This is a genomic window from Actinokineospora sp. NPDC051303 (genome assembly GCF_055586285.1).
In genome coordinates, this window is record NZ_JBVJIN010000008.1 from 121,002 (window position 1) to 136,833 (window position 15,832).

General features: G+C 68.9%; 17 protein-coding genes. 3 read left to right on the forward strand and 14 right to left on the reverse strand.

The annotated features are described in order from the left end of the window. Positions 1-22 precede the first annotated feature (22 nt). Both ACZ6SD_RS08845 and ACZ6SD_RS08850 read right to left on the reverse strand, forming a co-directional pair. Positions 23-1,684 carry a fumarate hydratase gene (locus ACZ6SD_RS08845; RefSeq protein ID WP_465316337.1) on the reverse strand — a complete coding sequence of 554 codons (1,662 nt, stop codon included), beginning with the start codon at positions 1,682-1,684 and terminating at the stop codon, positions 23-25. Positions 1,685-1,733: 49 nt separating this feature from the next. After that, complete coding sequence (locus ACZ6SD_RS08850; protein WP_465316338.1) at positions 1,734-2,126, reverse strand: hypothetical protein; 393 nt, start codon at positions 2,124-2,126, stop codon at positions 1,734-1,736. Between the two features lie 413 nt (positions 2,127-2,539). Here ACZ6SD_RS08850 and ACZ6SD_RS08855 point away from each other — a divergent pair, with 413 nt between their 5' ends. Together ACZ6SD_RS08855 and ACZ6SD_RS08860 are read left to right on the forward strand one after the other, a co-directional pair. Beyond that, positions 2,540-2,809: a helix-turn-helix transcriptional regulator gene (locus ACZ6SD_RS08855; RefSeq protein ID WP_465316339.1), complete on the forward strand. Its 270-nt coding sequence runs from the start codon at positions 2,540-2,542 to the stop codon at positions 2,807-2,809. Positions 2,810-2,877: 68 nt separating this feature from the next. After that, a complete protein-coding gene (locus tag ACZ6SD_RS08860) occupies positions 2,878-3,960 on the forward strand; it encodes a transcriptional regulator (RefSeq protein ID WP_465316340.1) in 1,083 nt (360 codons plus the stop codon). Here the strand turns inward: ACZ6SD_RS08860 and ACZ6SD_RS08865 are convergent. The 6 genes from ACZ6SD_RS08865 to ACZ6SD_RS08890 all read right to left on the reverse strand — a co-directional run bounded on the left by ACZ6SD_RS08865 (position 3,949) and on the right by ACZ6SD_RS08890 (position 10,593). Beyond that, positions 3,949-4,314 carry a signal peptidase I gene (locus ACZ6SD_RS08865; protein ID WP_465316341.1) on the reverse strand — a complete coding sequence of 122 codons (366 nt, stop codon included), beginning with the start codon at positions 4,312-4,314 and terminating at the stop codon, positions 3,949-3,951. The two genes, ACZ6SD_RS08860 and ACZ6SD_RS08865, sit on opposite strands and share 12 nt — an antisense overlap. A gap of 878 nt (positions 4,315-5,192) precedes the next feature. Then, positions 5,193-6,449: a YeeE/YedE family protein gene (locus ACZ6SD_RS08870; RefSeq protein WP_465316342.1), complete on the reverse strand. Its 1,257-nt coding sequence runs from the start codon at positions 6,447-6,449 to the stop codon at positions 5,193-5,195. Between the two features lie 83 nt (positions 6,450-6,532). Next, complete coding sequence (locus ACZ6SD_RS08875; protein ID WP_465316343.1) at positions 6,533-6,748, reverse strand: hypothetical protein; 216 nt, start codon at positions 6,746-6,748, stop codon at positions 6,533-6,535. Between the two features lie 26 nt (positions 6,749-6,774). Continuing rightward, positions 6,775-6,987 (reverse strand): hypothetical protein, encoded by a 213-nt coding sequence (locus ACZ6SD_RS08880; RefSeq protein WP_465316344.1) that lies wholly within the window; start codon positions 6,985-6,987, stop codon positions 6,775-6,777. Positions 6,988-7,021: 34 nt separating this feature from the next. Then, entirely contained in the window at positions 7,022-8,755 is a 1,734-nt protein-coding gene (locus ACZ6SD_RS08885; protein WP_465316345.1) for a hypothetical protein, read from the reverse strand. Positions 8,756-8,757: 2 nt separating this feature from the next. Then, the gene (locus tag ACZ6SD_RS08890; protein WP_465316346.1) at positions 8,758-10,593 is read right to left on the reverse strand and encodes a hypothetical protein; all 1,836 of its coding nucleotides are present in this window, start codon (positions 10,591-10,593) and stop codon (positions 8,758-8,760) included. 430 nt (positions 10,594-11,023) lie between these two features. Here ACZ6SD_RS08890 and ACZ6SD_RS08895 point away from each other — a divergent pair, with 430 nt between their 5' ends. Continuing rightward, a complete protein-coding gene (locus ACZ6SD_RS08895; protein WP_465316347.1) occupies positions 11,024-11,470 on the forward strand; it encodes a hypothetical protein in 447 nt (148 codons plus the stop codon). 5 nt (positions 11,471-11,475) lie between these two features. On the opposite strand, the gene ACZ6SD_RS08900 is transcribed toward ACZ6SD_RS08895, so the two are convergent. The 6 genes from ACZ6SD_RS08900 to ACZ6SD_RS08925 all read right to left on the reverse strand — a co-directional run bounded on the left by ACZ6SD_RS08900 (position 11,476) and on the right by ACZ6SD_RS08925 (position 15,778). Further along, on the reverse strand, positions 11,476-11,817 hold the full coding sequence (locus ACZ6SD_RS08900) for a DUF4333 domain-containing protein (protein ID WP_465316348.1): 342 nt from the start codon (positions 11,815-11,817) through the stop codon (positions 11,476-11,478). A 52-nt stretch (positions 11,818-11,869) separates the two neighbouring features. Continuing rightward, the gene (locus tag ACZ6SD_RS08905; RefSeq protein ID WP_465316349.1) at positions 11,870-12,091 is read right to left on the reverse strand and encodes a hypothetical protein; all 222 of its coding nucleotides are present in this window, start codon (positions 12,089-12,091) and stop codon (positions 11,870-11,872) included. Then, positions 12,092-12,301, reverse strand: coding sequence for a hypothetical protein (locus ACZ6SD_RS08910; RefSeq protein WP_465316350.1), 210 nt, complete (start codon positions 12,299-12,301; stop codon positions 12,092-12,094). 359 nt (positions 12,302-12,660) lie between these two features. Continuing rightward, entirely contained in the window at positions 12,661-13,635 is a 975-nt protein-coding gene (locus tag ACZ6SD_RS08915; protein WP_465316351.1) for a sigma-70 family RNA polymerase sigma factor, read from the reverse strand. A gap of 224 nt (positions 13,636-13,859) precedes the next feature. After that, on the reverse strand, positions 13,860-14,285 hold the full coding sequence (gene dtd / locus ACZ6SD_RS08920; RefSeq protein ID WP_465316352.1) for a D-aminoacyl-tRNA deacylase: 426 nt from the start codon (positions 14,283-14,285) through the stop codon (positions 13,860-13,862). Next, positions 14,282-15,778 (reverse strand): DUF7782 domain-containing protein, encoded by a 1,497-nt coding sequence (locus ACZ6SD_RS08925; RefSeq protein ID WP_465316353.1) that lies wholly within the window; start codon positions 15,776-15,778, stop codon positions 14,282-14,284. Before ACZ6SD_RS08925 ends, dtd begins: the two co-directional genes overlap by 4 nt. Positions 15,779-15,832 lie beyond the last annotated feature (54 nt).

The window sequence follows — 15,832 nt, forward strand, 5'->3', positions numbered from 1 at the left end:
TGCGCTGTCCACTCGCGACGGTCTACCGGCGGAAAGTGACCTGCAGCGTCGGCGCCGATGTGCCCGCGAAGAAGTCGTTGCCCTTGTCGTCCACCACGACGAAGGCGGGGAAGTCCTCGACCTCGATCTTCCAGACCGCCTCCATGCCCAGCTCCGGGTATTCCAGAACCTCGACCTTCTTGATGCAGTCCTGCGCGAGCCGCGCGGCCGGGCCGCCGATGGAGCCGAGGTAGAAGCCGCCGTGCGCCTGGCAGGCGTCGGTGACCTGCTTGGAGCGGTTTCCCTTGGCCAGCATGACCATCGAGCCGCCCGCCGCCTGGAACTGCTCGACGTAGGAGTCCATCCGGCCCGCGGTCGTCGGGCCGAACGACCCGGACGCGTAGCCCTCCGGCGTCTTCGCCGGACCGGCGTAGTAGACCGGGTGGTTCTTGAGGTACTCCGGCATCGGCTCGCCAGCGTCCAGCCGCTCCTTGATCTTGGCGTGCGCGATGTCGCGGGCCACCACCAGCGGCCCGGTCAGAGACAGGCGGGTCTTCACCGGCAGCGCTGAGAGCGTCGCGCGGATCTCGGCCATCGGACGGGTCAGGTCGATCGAGACGACCTCGTCGGAGAGGTCTTCGCCGTGGATCTCGGGCAGGAAGCGAGCCGGGTCGCGTTCCAGCTGTTCGAGGAACACGCCGTCCGGGGTGATCTTCGCCTTGGCCTGCCGGTCGGCCGAGCAGGACACCGCGAGCCCGACCGGGCAGGACGCGCCGTGCCGGGGCAGCCGGATCACCCGGACGTCGTGGCAGAAGTACTTGCCGCCGAACTGGGCGCCGATGCCGAACTCGCGGGTCATCGCCAGCACCTGCTGCTCCAGGTCGACGTCGCGGAACGCGTGGCCGAGCGCGGAACCCTCGGTGGGCAGGGTGTCCAGGTAGCGCGCGGAGGCGAGCTTGGCGACCTTGAGGTTCTGCTCGGCCGACAGCCCGCCCACCACGATCGCGAGGTGGTACGGCGGGCACGCCGCCGTGCCCAGGCTCCGCAGCTTCTCGTCAAGGAACTTCGCCAGCCGCGTCGGGTTCAGAACGGCCTTGGTCTCCTGGTAGAGGAAGGTCTTGTTCGCCGAGCCGCCGCCCTTGGCCATGAACAGGAACTCGTAGCTCGGGTCGGCGCCCGGCTTGGTGTGGATGTCGATCTGCGCGGGCAGGTTCGTGCCGGTGTTCTTCTCGTCCCAGAAGGTCACCGGAGCCATCTGCGAGTACCGCAGATTCAGCTCCTGGTAGGCCTCGAACACCCCCCGCGAGATCGCCCGCTCGTCGGCCCCGCCGGTGAGCACGGTCTCGGTGCGCTTGCCCATGACGATGGCGGTGCCGGTGTCCTGGCACATCGGCAGCACCCCGCCCGCGGCGATGCAGGCGTTGCGCAACAGGTCCATGGCCACGAACCGGTCGTTGCCGCTGGCCTCGGGGTCGTCGACGATCGCGCGGAGCTGGGCCAGGTGGGAGGGACGCAGCAGGTGCTGGATGTCTTTGATCGCCTCTTTGGCCAGCAAGGTCAGCGCGTCCGGATCGATCTCCAGAAACCGCCGACCGGCGGCCTCCACGACGCGCACGCCGTCCGGACTCACCAGCCGGTACTCGGTGGTGTTGTCCGGCCCGAGCGGCAGGACGTCGGTGTAGTCGAAGTTCGTGGTGGCGGTCACGATGAGCGGGCTCCCTTGCGCGCGTCCGGGGTGGTGCAAAACGTACCCCTTACGCCTGCCGCGGATCTGCCGCTACCCGCGTGGTCCTGGCCACGCTCCCTCTCGCTGGGGCTCGTGGCTGGCTGGCGCGGGCGCTCAGGAACAGATGGTCAGTCCTTATCGCGGGCAGCGGCTCGCCGAGGATCGCCTTATGCCACCGGGTGAGCGGCCGAGGCTCGCCTGCCTCGATCAACGCAGCTTGCTTCCTCACCACCGGCAGCATCCGCTCACAGATCGCGCCCAGAGTCTCCATGGCGATATCGGACAGCTTGAGAGTCACCAGCACAGTCACCCCGGACGCCTCCCCGATGGTGATATCTAAGCAGTCCTCATTGACGGTAAACTCCACCTCTCCGCTTATCAGATCCAAATGCCCCATGAACGCATACCCGCGTTCGGTCATTATCCGAACTCCAATCTTATGGAGGGTGTGGGAGACCATCGTGTGTCGCGAGCGAACTCGTCGTGAACAGTTAATCGCTGGCTCGCCGCCGACCGCAGTTGGGATCAATTTGTTGTGAGCGGCTAGTTTGCTATGTGCTGACCGGGGATTAACCTCTTCCGCGCTAGTCTTAGAAGATTTGTCAGCCTCATGCGCGAGTTGGTGATCTGCGAGGCTCCCCGGTTGTTCGACACCCCGGTAGCGGTGTCGGTGCATGGAGACAGTCAACCGATTTCAGTGCCCGTTTACCACCGCAGGGAACCCGGTAAATCCTCGCGAGCACGTCGCAGGGATGTCACATGCAGATATGATGACCTGCTGAAACACTGCTGCCGCTGCTACGGTGTGCCGAGCGGACGCGAGGAGTGGTGACGGTGGCGCGACGGACGAAATTGGCGCTGGCTCGACGGGTGGCGGGCTATACGCAGGAAGAGTTGGCCCACACTCTGGATGTGAACCGCGCTTCGGTGATCCGGTGGGAGGCGGGGGAGACCGCTCCGTTGCCCTATATCTTGCCGAAGCTCGCAAAGGTGTTGCGGGTTTCCCCTGATGAGCTTCGGGAAATCATCGGCCAACCGCGGATTGTCGCGCGATCCTCGCCTGAGTTCGATGCGGCGTTCGGGTGGCTGGATGAGCGGGTGTAAGCGCGCGGAAGGTTGCTCAGCGGTTGGGCCGGAGGAACGAGATTCCCCGAAGTGTCGGTCGTAGCCGGGTGGTGGACGCGTTAGCGGGCTATTACGGCGGCGAGTGTGCGTATCGGTTCACGGTGAACGGTCAAGACGTGCGGACGTCGGTAATCACGCGGCCGGAATGGCTGGATCTCGGTTGTGTTCTGGCACCTGGTCGTGATCGGGCTGTGGTGCTCGACAAGGCGGGTGGGGTCGCGGTCGGCGATGTGGGGGCAAGGGCAGCGGTCGGGCGGTTGGCTGATGCGATGAGCCGGAATATTCGGATCAAGAACGCACCCGCCTACCGGCTGCTGAACGTCGAGTTCGCCGGAGGAATCGATGCGACCTACTCAGTTGTGCCGTTCATAGAGTACGCGCTGACGCTGGACCTACTGGAGCACGAGTTGATTGAGGCGGTGGCAGCCGGTAAGCCGGAGAAGTTGCCGCTCCGGGAATCCTATCTGCCGGATCTCGACAGCGTTTTCGATCTCGGTGGGCGGTTGTGCGCCGGTGGTGTTCCGGGGGTGTTCGCGGTCGCGCGGGCGGCCGATCGTGATCGCGGGCCAGCTGACTTTCTGTTCTTGGTACAGGAGCGGTCGGGGCAGGTCGTCAACGGGGTACGCCGGTTGGCGGTGATCCCGAAGGGGTTCCACGGTCCTCTTGTCGACTACCGAGCCGATGCCCGCGTCGGGGCGACGATGCGACGCGAGATGGAAGAGGAACTGTTCGGCCGGATCGACGTCGACGCCACCATCGACTCGCCTGCGGTGGCGGCTCCGATGCACCGGTCTCGGCTTTCCGAGCCGATGCGCTGGCTATCCGACGATCCCGAGCGTATGCGGCTTGAGTGCACGGCTTTTGGGTTGAATCTTGTGAGTGGGAACTACGAGTTCGCAAGCCTGGTTCTTATCCAGGATGAGGAGTTCTGGCCGCGCTTCGGCGGGCACATCGAAGCGAATTGGGAGACATCCGGATTGCGACAATATTCGACTCTAGATCGGGATACGCTTGCCGGGTTGCTGGCCGATGAGTCGTGGAGCAATGAAGGGCTTTTCGCCCTGGTTCAGGGGCTGCGACGGTTGCGCGAGATCGACCCGGCTCGGGTCGACTTGCCGTCAGGTTGCTGAGGGCCAGCGGACGGTCATGACCACGGAGTCCGCCAGCGCTTCCCACGAGTGGTCGATGCCGGGACCCCACATGATGTAGTCGCCCGGGCGGCTCATGGTGGTGCTTCCGCCGGTCACGTCGACGCGGAAGTGACCTTCGACTAGGAGAACGAGCGTTGTGCGCTGGTCGTCTGACGTCCATTCCGGGCGCTTGTCTCCTGCGGGGTGGATGCCCCATTTCACTTCGACGTCCTTGGAGGCCCGGACTCCTTCGGACGGGTCGATGAAGTGTCCGACAAGCCAGCCACGGGTTGGTTGTCCGTCCTCCGCTGCGTTGCCGCTCGTCCAGCCGTGACTCACTGTCGGATCTCCCATTTAATCGGTGGCAAGTTCACTCGCCGTCCGCCGATTTCGCGGCGTCATAGCGAACAGCCCTTCGTTGCTCCACGTTACATCACCGATCAGTTCGGTCACTAGCTCCGAGTCTAGCGACGAATAGCGGCGCAGGGACGAGGATGCCCAGTTCGCCTAGATGACACCGCTGGATTGCGTCCAGAAATCCTCTTTGTCAAGCACTAGGAGACTAGCGAACTCGTAATTCCCACTGACCAGGTTGAGCCCGAATCCGGTGCGTTCGAGCCGCAGACGGCCGGGGCTCTCGGTCGGCAGGCGCATCGGAGCCTGCTCGGGTGCATGGGGTCGGCGCCGCGCGCTCGATGATCTCGCGGTTGTCCCCGTGCTGAGTCTCGATCTTCGCCAACTCACCCGTCTCAGGCACCCGCGACAACCGCGCGTATGAATCGAACACCAGAACACCGGGCATACTCTGACCTGCTGAAACCTCGCCGCGTGGGGTCATGCCGACCACATTGGGTCACCAAACCACAATCAGCCCCGAAGAAACCACTCCACCCATCGAGCACCTGGCGGGCGTCGGTTCCACTTTGTGGGGGCAGGTCCGCTGCCTGTTCCGCGCTGTCGAGCACCTGGCGGCGTAGGTGCGGCTGCGTGGTGGTGCGCTCGTTCCGCACCGTCGGGCACCTGCGAGCGTAGGTGCGGCCCGGCAGGGAGCAGGCAGCTTGGTGCGGCAAGCCGCACCAAGCCCGCGAAAGACCTTCATTCGCCGCCTCGCAGCCCGCAGCCCCACCACGGCAACCCCCCCTCCCTGGGGGGCTGCCCTGCTCCAGTCTACCGGGGCAGGGTGACAATTTAGGTGGGAACGATCTTGCCTGTGGATAACTCGTGCGGGGTGTTCAGCAGGCTCCGTCGCTCGGTTTGGGGTTCGTTAGGCCGAACAGGGGGCGTAGGGCCAGGCCGATCCAGGTGCCGCCGAGGGCGAACACTCCCCACAGCCAGCCGTGCAGGCTGCCCACGGAGATGCCGCCGAGGTAGGCGCCGATGTTGCAGCCGTTGGCCAGGCGGGCGCCGATGCCCATCAGGATTCCGCCGAGGACCGCGGCGAGGGCGGTTTTCCACGGGATGTTTCGGTGCAGCCGCCACACGCCTGCCGCTGAGGCGGCGATGGCGGCGCCGATCATGATGCCGATGTTGGTGAGGCTGGTTTTGTCGGTCCAGATTGAGGCTGCCAGGGCCTTGGCGTTGGCTGGGGTTTGCCAGAAGTCCCACAGTTCGGGGTGTAGGCCGACCAGTTGCAGCAGCTTCGCGCCCCACAGGGCGAACGCGAAAGTGACGCCCCAGATGCCGCCGGAGACTAGGAACACCGCCGCGGCCAGGGTGCCGAGCACCGCGGCGCCGACGAGCACCGGCCACGAGCCGCGCACGATCCGGGCCAGGCCGCGCGCGGTGGGCACCGCGTCGACCGGGGGCGGGTTGCGTCGGGCCTGCACCGCGCGGGTGACCACGACGATCGCGAGCAGCGCGGCGACGGTGATCAGCCAGGAGCCCCACCAGCCGACCTGCTCGGACAGCACGACCGGGGCCAGCGCGGGCCAGCCGTCGAAGACCGGGAAGGCCCACGTGTAGATCACCGAACCGGCGATGAACCCGCCCAGCGTCAGCACGATCGCCGACTGGCCCGCGCCGACGGCGAACAGCGTGCCCGACGCGCACGCGCCGCCCAGTTGCATCCCGATGGCGAACAGCACCGCGCCGACGAACAGCGCCAGGCCGATCGGGCCGCCGGTCGCCTTGGGCACCGAGCCGAACAGGCCGGCGCCGGTGGAGATGATCAGCGCGATCAGCGTGGCCGCCGTGCCCAGCAGCAGGGTGTGCGCGCGCAGGCCGGTGCCGTTGCCCACCGCGATGAGCTGCCGCCAGGCCGAGGTGAAGCCGAACCGGGAGTGGAACAGCGCCAGGCCAAGGCCGAAGCCCAATGCCAGCAGGGTGCCGGACTTCGCGCCGAAGGAGGCCCACACGTACCAGGTGAGTCCCACGGCCAGCAGCGCCGCGACGGTCAGCGGGACCACGCGCACCGGCCCCTCGCTCGGGGCCGCGGGCGCGGGTCGGGAAGTGGGGAAGGTGAGTAATTTCGGCGGGGACGACGTGGACATGGGGGACTCCAAACGGGGAAGGGACGGAGCGCCGCCGGGGCGACGCTCCGTCCTTTATGAACTATCCTTTGTGGACCTGAAAATCAGTTCGGGATGATGCCGTTCGGCGCGCGCAGGATGACCGGGATGAGGCCGAACACGGGCACGCCCAGCGGCGCGAAGGTCCAGGTGTCGTTGAGGTCGCTGGTGTCCGGCTCATCGACGATCACCGGGTCGGCGAGCGCCGGGGCGGCCGCGCCGGTGAGCACCAGTCCGGCCATGGCCGCCGCGACGACCGCGCGGGCGAGGTTCTTGCTCATGATGGTTTCCTTTCGGGGGAGGGGTTTCACGCGCCGATCGCGTTGAGCAGGCCGAACACCGGGGCGAGCCCGCCGGGCAGGCCGGTGGTCGGGGCGAGCAGCGCGCCGAGGTCGACACCCGGCACCAGCCAGATCGGGGTGGCGGGGGCGGCTTCGGCGGCACTCGCCACGCCGCCCACGGCCACGGTCAGCGCCACCGCCGAGATCCCGGTGGCCACCGCCTTGACGAAGGTCTTCACGATTGTCTCCTGAAAGTGTTGTTATGTAAGGGTTTCAGCTGAGCAGAGGTGTGCTCACCGGCACGATGGTCGCCTTCGGCACCCACTGCCCGGCCAGTTCCTCGGTCATCGGCATCCCCGGCCCGTGCGCCTCGCCCGGCCCCATCGGCATGACCGTCACCTGGGCGGCGGCGAACACCTGCACCTCGCCCGCCGCCAACTGCTTCCGGTCGCCGAGCCAGGCATGGAAACCGGCCACGGTCGGGCTTTCCCCGCCGAACCCGTTGCCCACCGCCACGGCGTAGCTCACCGGGAGGTGCTCGCGGGGGTCGAACCGCAGCGGCACCGAGACGGTGGTCGCCGAGGTCACCAGCGGGGCGTTCAGCAGCCAGGGCGCCAGGTACAGGCCGAAGCTGTAGACCGGGCTGTCCGCCTGCTGGGCCGCGGCCGTGGTCACCGCGGATTGCGCCGCCGACCACCCGGACACCACGACGAGAGCGTTGTCCGGCAACGGGTCCGCGTCGACCCGCACGTTCGCCGCAGCCGCGGCGGTGCGGACCGTCTCGGCCGCCTGGGCGCTGCGCGGCGAGTCGTCGCCGCGCACCGTGATCCCCGCGACCCCGCGCGAAGCCAGGAAGCCGACCAGCTTGCGCAGCGCCTGGTCGTCTTCAGTGGACAGCGCGTCCGCCGGGCACGCGGTCAGGGTGTCGCGGCGGCCGGAGAGCAGGCCGCCCAGGGCGGCGCTGGCGCACTCCGCCCCGTCCGACCCGGCGGCGAGCGCCGGACCGGCCTCGCCGCCGTCACCGGTGTCGACGCGAACCTGGTCGCGCGCCTCGCCGAGACCCACGACCACGGAACCGCGGCCAGCGGGCAGGTCGACCTCGGCCCAGGTGCCCTCGGCCCCTGGCCTCGGCGTCGCGGTGACGGCCGGGCCGCCCGCCACGCTCACCTCGACGCGGTTGCCCGCGCTGGCCGGGAAGTGCACCAGGTTGCGGCCGGGCCGGTGCGGGCTGATCAGCACCGGAACCCGTTGCCCGGCAAGCGAAGCCTCCGCGAGCACCGGCACGCCGGGCGTCGGAAGCTCGGCGGGCGTCGGGATCGCCGCCAGCGCGCTCCAGCCGACGAACGCGGCCACCACGCCCACCGCGCCGAACCGGTACGCCCGGTCCGTGCCCTTGAGCACGGCCGCGAGCACCGTCACCACCAGCGGCAGGACGACCACCGCCAGCAGCACCAGCCCGAAGCCGGTCTCGTAGAGCCTGCGGTCGAACGCGACCCCGGAAGTGGCCAGCCGGGCCGCCGCGGCGACCACGAGCACGCCGCCCAGGGTCAGCGAGAGCGGACCCGGCCTGCTCACCGACGAGGTGGTGAGCACGGCGACACCGAACCAGGCGACCGCGGCGGCCACATAGACGGTGTCGGCCGCGAACTCCACCCCGGAGCGCCCCGCGGCGGTCTCGACCACCAGCAACAGCACCAGCGCCACCGACACCCAGCGAACCGGCGTCGGCTTGCCCAGCAACAACGGCACTGCGGCGACGAGCACCACGTGCGCCGCGGCGCCGAGCACGCTGACTTCGGCCACCGCCACCGACAGCGCGGCCAGCCCGGCGGAGGACGCCGCGAGCGCCGCCGTCAGGACCGTCACGTGCCGGGGCAGCGTGGCCACCCGTGGCCGCACCAGGCCGACACCGGCGACGAAAGCCGTCACCAGCAGCAGGGCCAGGCGCAGGATCAGCGGCCACGCCGAGACATCGGCCGCTTCGAGACCGCCGTGGGGATGCTCCATGGCTACTTCACGTCCGCGTCGGCCACGACGAACAGCTCGGAGTGCGGCTTGGCGTTGCCGAAGTCGCCGTGCGGCCAGCTGCGCCGGTTGAAGTTGATGCCGACCTGGCCGCTGAACTCGTCCTTGAACTCGGTGTCGAGGGTGACCTTGCCGTCCGGGCTCAGCTTGAGCATGTTCACCTTGTGGTCGCCGTCAAGGCCGGACCGGGCGACGAAGTAGTTCGACACCGCGATCCGCGTCGGGGACAGGGTCTCCTTGTAGAGCCCGTCGGAGTCCAGCACGAAGTTGTCGTACGCGCCCCAGTGCGGGCCCGCGGCGGGCTGGCCCGGGTTGATCGGAGCCGCGCCCGCGACCGTCGGGCAGTCGGACTCGGCGCCACCGCTGCGCGCCTCGGCCTTGGTGTCCACCCGGCAGTTGAAGTCCGTGCCCGCCGCGACCAGCTTCTGGATGTCGAGGACGTACACGCCGCCGGTCGTGCCCGGGTCGTTCGGCCCCAGCGCGCCCTTGCCCCGGCCGGAGATGGCCCGGTACAGGAACCTGTCGTCCGGGCTGGTCTGAATCCAGCCGCCGTTGGAGCCGCCGCCGTTGTCGTCGTTGGCGGCGTGGATCGCCTTGTTGGCCGAGCCGTCGTCGAAGACCTCCACCCACTTGGGCTCGGGGGCGGTGATGTCCGGGGTGTAGTGCACCGCGCCGCCCTGCATGGTCTGGGCGAAGGCGCCCTTGTGGCCGGGCAGGTTGGTCACGGTGACCTCCATGACCGCGCGGCTCTCCGCGTGCAGCGGGTCGGCCGGGTCAGCCCGGGGGCCGTCCTGCAGGTAGGACACCGCGCGCAGCTTCGGGTTGTCGCGGTCGGTGATGTCCCAGGTCCGCACAGTCGGCCTGCGCAGGTACGGCGAGGGCTGCTTCACCGGGTCGAGAATGATGTTGCGCGGCTCGGCGTAGTCACTGGTGACCAGCGTGTTCAGGTCCTCGCGGGCCTGGATGCCGTGCGGGTTGGCGCAGGTGGCCTGGCCCAGCCGGGGCAGGTTCGCGCACAGCTTCTCGTTGTCGCCCTGCGGCGTCGCCGCCGAGGTCTGCGAGAGCACCTTGCCGTCCCGGTCGAACCGGATCAGCGCGCCGGGGCTACCGGCGAAGCCGTTGCCCACGGCGACCTGGCCGTTGGGGTAGACGTACGGGCCGGGCAGCACCGGGCCGCCCATGTAGGTGCCGTACGCGGTGCCGTCCTTGAGCGTCCAGTACGCGTCCGGGACCGACCCGCCCAGCGTTTGCGTGGGCAGGCTGATGCCCTTGAGCTTCAACTCGGGCAGCGCGCTCACGTCGAAGGCGTAGGTCGCCGCGGCGAACAGCGCGCCCGCGTACACGGTGTCGCCCTTGTGCCACACGTACTGCATGTGGTGCGGCTCGTTCTCCACCAGCGGGCCGACCGTCGCGGTGTTGACGACCTTGCCGTAGGTCTCGGAGCCCTCGGTCGCGTCGATGACCGCGAGGAAGTCCGGGCCCGGCAGCGCGTTGGTCACCTTGCCCAGTCCGCCGGTGAGCGACCCGGGGAGGTTCTTGAGGTCCTTGACGAGGGTGTCGGCGATGTTCTCGTCCCCAGCCCACACCAGCAGCCACTTCTTGCGCTGCCCCGAGGCAGCCGCCCGGTTCGCGACCCCGGTGACCAGGTGGTTCTTGACCCAGTACTGCTTGCCGTCCGAGGCGGTCTTCGTGTCGGTGAAGGTCTTGACGTCGGCGTACGCGGCGTTGCTCTCACCGCTGTACGTCACCGCCCCGACGGCGAGGACCGCCGCCAGCACCCCTATCAGACTTTTTCGCCGATAAGGCGAATTCCACAGCATGAAACACTCCACTGTTGTGCGTGAATGCGCAGCCCAAAGAACGCCGCGGCGTCACACGCCGCGACGAATGGCCTCAGGCCACGCCGAATGCCCCGGAACCGGGGGAAGGGGAAGAGAAGGCCCGTGAAGGGCTGTGAAGAGACCTCAGCGGTCCGTACAGAGCGCGCTGGCCTGCTGACGCAGGTCCACATGCAGTCGTCCAACCAGGACGAATCCGGTGCTCATGGGCAGTAAGGATTACCAGGCCCCGCACTGGTGTCAACCGTGCGCCACAGTTTGGGACGCCATTCGCTCCAGTGCCCATACGGCCGTTCGGCCCCACGTCTTTACGAAGACTATATGTACCGTCGGTCGATTGTGTGGTATTTCGCCGCCGCGAGAGAAACGCCGGGACGCCGTGCGGCCGACACCCCTTGGTAATCTGTTGATCATGGGAAACGCGTCCGGCGCCGAGGGTTCGCGCAAGGAAGGCCGCGGCCTGCGGTGGGTCCTGGGGCTGCTGGGCTTCGGCCTCCCCCTGCTCGCCGTCCCAGCGATACTCGACAGCATTGACGACGGCCACCCCGCCTACGCGGCGGTGTTCGCCCTCACCGTCGCCCCCACCCTGTTCTTCGGCTTGGCCGCCCTCCCCCGAGGCGAGGGCGCCTGGCCCTGGTACGGCTGGCTCCCCGGCGCCGCCTGGCTCGTCGGCGGCCTGATCGCCGTGACCCGCCCGTCGACCATCCACCAGGGCTGGCTGGCCACCGACTACAGCAGCACCCGCACCTACTCGGTCACCACGATGACCGTGGGCGCGATCATCCTCATCCTCCTGGGCGCCGCGGCCTTGGCCTTCTACCTGCACGTCCTCCGCAAGCACATCCGCCTGTCGTCGTGACGTGATCAGGTCGGCGGTGCGACCTCGTATGCGCCGTCCTCGCTGACGACTGTGACAGTAACCGTCATCTGGTTTCCGCCCACCTCGACCGCGCACTCGCCCGCCGTGCCGACGACTACCCGGAGGTCTTCCGAGCACGTCACCCGCTCGACCTCTTCGATCGCGTACTTCTCTTCCAGGATTTTCTTGACGTCGCGCTCGACGGCATCCGCCTTGAGCACGCGGTCCGTCTCAGGGCTAGACATGCGCGGCGGATCCGTGGGGGACGTCGTGGTTCCCGCGCATCCGGACCCGACGATCAGCAACGCGGCTATCGCGGGGATAAGAGTCGCGGAGTGGGCGCGCATGCTCCCACGATAATCCACAAGATCGTCTCATCTTCGGGGCCCCTGCCGCCCCTTAGTGGCTCTTGGTCACCACTGGCTCGGGCTCGCTGAAGTTGTCGCCGCCGGGTGGTGACATGCGGGTGATGTTCAGGCGGATGACCTGGCCGTCGTCACAGGTGACTTCGATGTCGCTCACGCCACTGTCGATCTTGTACATGCCGACCTTGGCGATGCCGGGGTGGCCGCTGCTCGCCAGCAGATCCCGCACGTGGTCCACGAACCGGTCGCGGCGCACTCAGATCACTGACCTGGGAATGTCGTATGGCGCGTGCGGAGGGACCCCTGGTCCCTGGACCTCCCGGACCATGATCGTCGCCACCGCCCCGCTTGCGAAGCCGACGCGCACCCGGCGGTGTCCCTTGTCCAACGCCGTGACCTCGGTGATCTCTGGGTGGTCTTGGCTCAAGAGGTCGACTAGCAGCTTGTCCAGTTCGCCGATTCGCACGAGCGCATCATGCCTTCTCAGGAATCCGGCGACCGCTGCGGCATGCCGCTGGTACCACTTCTGACCTGCGGGAACCGTGATTCCAGGAGCTGGATTCCTACCGGCGTCTCGGTGGTTGGCGGGTATGCGGGGCCGGGCGCGTTTGTCCCGGAATGCCGGAAGGCCGGGGCGGCCCCCGGCCGCCCCGACCTCCCGTCGCGCGCGGTCACGGAGTGTGAAGTTCCTCCGTGCCGCGAAGTTCTGTGGGACCCCACGCTGCCGTGACTGCCGTCACATGTCAACTCCGCTATATGAGTGACGTTGAAAAGCGGCGAGAGGAAACCCTGGTGAGCTGGGTTCTCTCGCCGCTTTCCGGGGGTTCAGCTGGCGTACGCGCGGAGTTTTTCGGCCCGCTCGCCCTGGCGGAGCTTGGACATGACCTCGCGCTCGATCTGGCGGACGCGTTCGCGGGACAGGCCGAAGCGCTTGCCGATCTGGTCGAGGGTGCGGGGCTGGCCGTCGTCAAGGCCGTAGCGCAGGCGGATGACCGACTGCTCGCGGTCGTCCAGGGTGGCCAGCACGCGGCGCATGTCGTCCTGCAGGAGGCCGGAGATGACGGCGCTCTCGGCGTCGGTGGCCTCGCCGTCCTCGATGAAGTCGCCCAGCGGGGCGTCTTCCTCCGAGCCGACCGGCATGTCCAGGCTCACCGGGTCGCGGGCGTGGTCGAGCAGGTCGGCGACCTTCTGCGGGGACAGGCCCGACTCCTTGGCCAGCTCGTCCTTGGTCGCCTCGCGGCCGAGCTGCTGGTGCAGGTCGCGCTTGATCCGGGCCAGCTTGTTCACCTGCTCGACCAGGTGGACGGGCAGGCGGATGGTGCGGCCCTGGTCGGCCATGCCGCGGGTGATGGCCTGGCGGATCCACCACGTGGCGTACGTGGAGAACTTGAAACCCTTGGTGTAGTCGAACTTCTCGACCGCGCGGATCAGGCCGAGGTTGCCCTCCTGGATCAGGTCCAGCAGCGGCATGCCGCGCCCGGTGTAGCGCTTGGCCAGCGACACCACCAGCCGCAGGTTGGCCTCAAGCAGGTGGTTCTTCGCGGTGTGGCCGTCGGCGATGAGGGCGCGCAACTCGGCGCGGCGGGCGTTGGAGAGCTGGGGCGCGGTGTCGAGCATGTGCTGCGCGAAGACCCCCGCCTCGATGCGCTTGGCCAGCTCCACCTCCTGTGCCGCCGTCAGCAGCGCGGTGCGCCCGATGCCGTTGAGGTAGACGCGCACCAAGTCGGCCGCGGGCCCCTGTGCGTCGAGGTCGGCCTCGTAGGTGAGCTGCTCGGGCTCGCGCTGTTGCGGGACCGTCATGGTGCTCCCTCCCCCTGTCGCGGTGGTTCTGATTGTCAAAACGTGGCGGGCAGTGGATTCGTTCCCGCTTTCCCTCTGAATGACGTCACAGTCGGAGACGCGGTTGCTCAGCCTTACCTGAGCTTTCGCTGAGAACTCCGCTAGATCAACCAGGGAACGGGATCCGCTTCCGCCGAGTGGGTGAGAGGACCGTCCCACGGCGACAATGCGGCGCTGAGTAGCGCTCAGATATCCAGCAATACGGTGAAAGGACCGTCGTTGACGCTCTCCACGGCCATCATCGCGCCGAACCGGCCGGTCTCGACCCGCGCGCCGCGGGCGCGCAGCGCGGCCACGGTCGCCTCGACAAGCGGCTCGGCGTGCTCGGGCCGGGCGGCCGCCGTCCACGATGGCCGCCTGCCCTTGCGAGTTTCGCCGTAAAGTGTGAATTGACTCACTACGAGTAGCGGAGCGCCCGAGGTGGCGCACGACTGCTCGTCGCGCAAGATCCGCATTTCGTGCAACTTGCGCGCCATGACGGCGGCCTTCTCCTCGGTGTCGTCCACATGCACGCCGAGCAGCACCAACAGGCCGGGCTCGGCGATCTGACCCACGATCTCGCCGTCGACCACCACCGACGCGCGGGTGACCCGCGCCGCGACCGCCCTCACGACAGCTCCACGGGCAGCAGCATCCCGTGCGTGACCAGGTCGACCACGACCGGCAGCGCCGCGGCCACCAGCGCGTCGGCCGGGACGTCGTGGGCCGTGCCGAGCAGGGCCAGCAGGTCGGCCAGCGGGAGGTGCCCCCGGCAGCCCGCGAGCAGCGCGGCGACGAGCTCGTCAGTCTCCTGCTGCCAGCCGGGGCCGTCGGTGCGGTGCAGCCTGCGCACCACCTCGTGCCAGCCCGCCGCGCTCGGCTCGCTGACCTGCTCCAACACCACGGTCGGCGGCACCACGAACGTCGCCGACAGCAGCAGCTTCGGGTCGTGGTGCGCGCGCAGCCAGGCCACCCGGTCCAGCCAGGCGCCCGCCTCGGGGCCCAGCGGGTCGTCGTAGGCGTGCCGCAGGTCCTCGCAGGCGACCTCGGTGTCGGCTCCGGTCGCGCGCAGGGTGACGAACCCGAACCCGACGCCGACCACGTCGTGCTCGTCGAACCAGTCCAGCCAGGCCGACGCCTTGGCCGAGCCCTCCGCCGAGCGCGGGTCGATGCCCGCGTCGCGCAGCCAGGTGCCCACGTAGAGCGCGGGCTCGGCCACGTCGCGCTGCACGAACCAGGCGTCGACGCCCTCGTCCGGCAGCCACCCGGCCACCCGCTCCGCCCAGTCCTCGCCGCGGCGGTGCAGCCAGGAGGCGAGCAGCTGCCCCACGCCGCCGTCGGCGAGCACCCCGGGCAGGCCACGCACGACCAGCGCGCTCGCGTCGTCGCCCGCCAGACCGGAGTCGCGGTAGACGTAGTCGACCCTCGGCGGCCCCACCACGAACGGCGGGTTGCACACCACCTGGTCGAACCGCCTGCCCGCCACCGGCTCGAACCAGGACCCGCGCGCGGTCTCCACGGCGACCTCGTTGAGGCGGAACGTCGCCTCGGCCAGCGCCAGGCAGCGCGCGGACAGGTCGGTGGCCGTGATCGACCTGGCGTGCCTGCTGGCGTGCAGGGCCTGCACCCCGCACCCGGTGCCCAGGTCGAGCACCGACCCGACCGGCCTGCGGACCGTCGCCCGTGCCAGGCTCAGCGAGGCGTGCCCAATGCCCAGCACGTGGTCCTCGCCGACCGGCCGCCCGGTCTGCTCGGCGTCGAGGTCGGCCAGCACCCACCAGGACCCCTGGTCGTCGCCGTAGGGCCGCAGGTCGAGCCCCGCCCGCACGTCCCCACCGTCGACCCGCAGCAGCCCCGCCGCCGCGGCCTCGGCCACGTCGACCCCGCTCAACGCCCGCCGCACCCGCTCCACCGGCTGCGCGTCGCCGACAAGGAACAGCCGCACCAGCGTGGACAGCGGCGACCCGTCCCGGGTCGCCCGCCGCGCGGGCTCCGGCTCCCCGCGTCCCAACGCCGCGTGCGCCTGGTCGCCCAGCGCCGCGACCACCCCGTCGGCGTCGTACCCGACAGTCCGCAGGGCGTCGCGCAGCCGGTCACAGAACTCGTCCGAGAGTTGGGGAAGCACGCGAGCATGCTCGCACGCCCCCACGACACCGGTCGGATGACCCGACCCAAGATC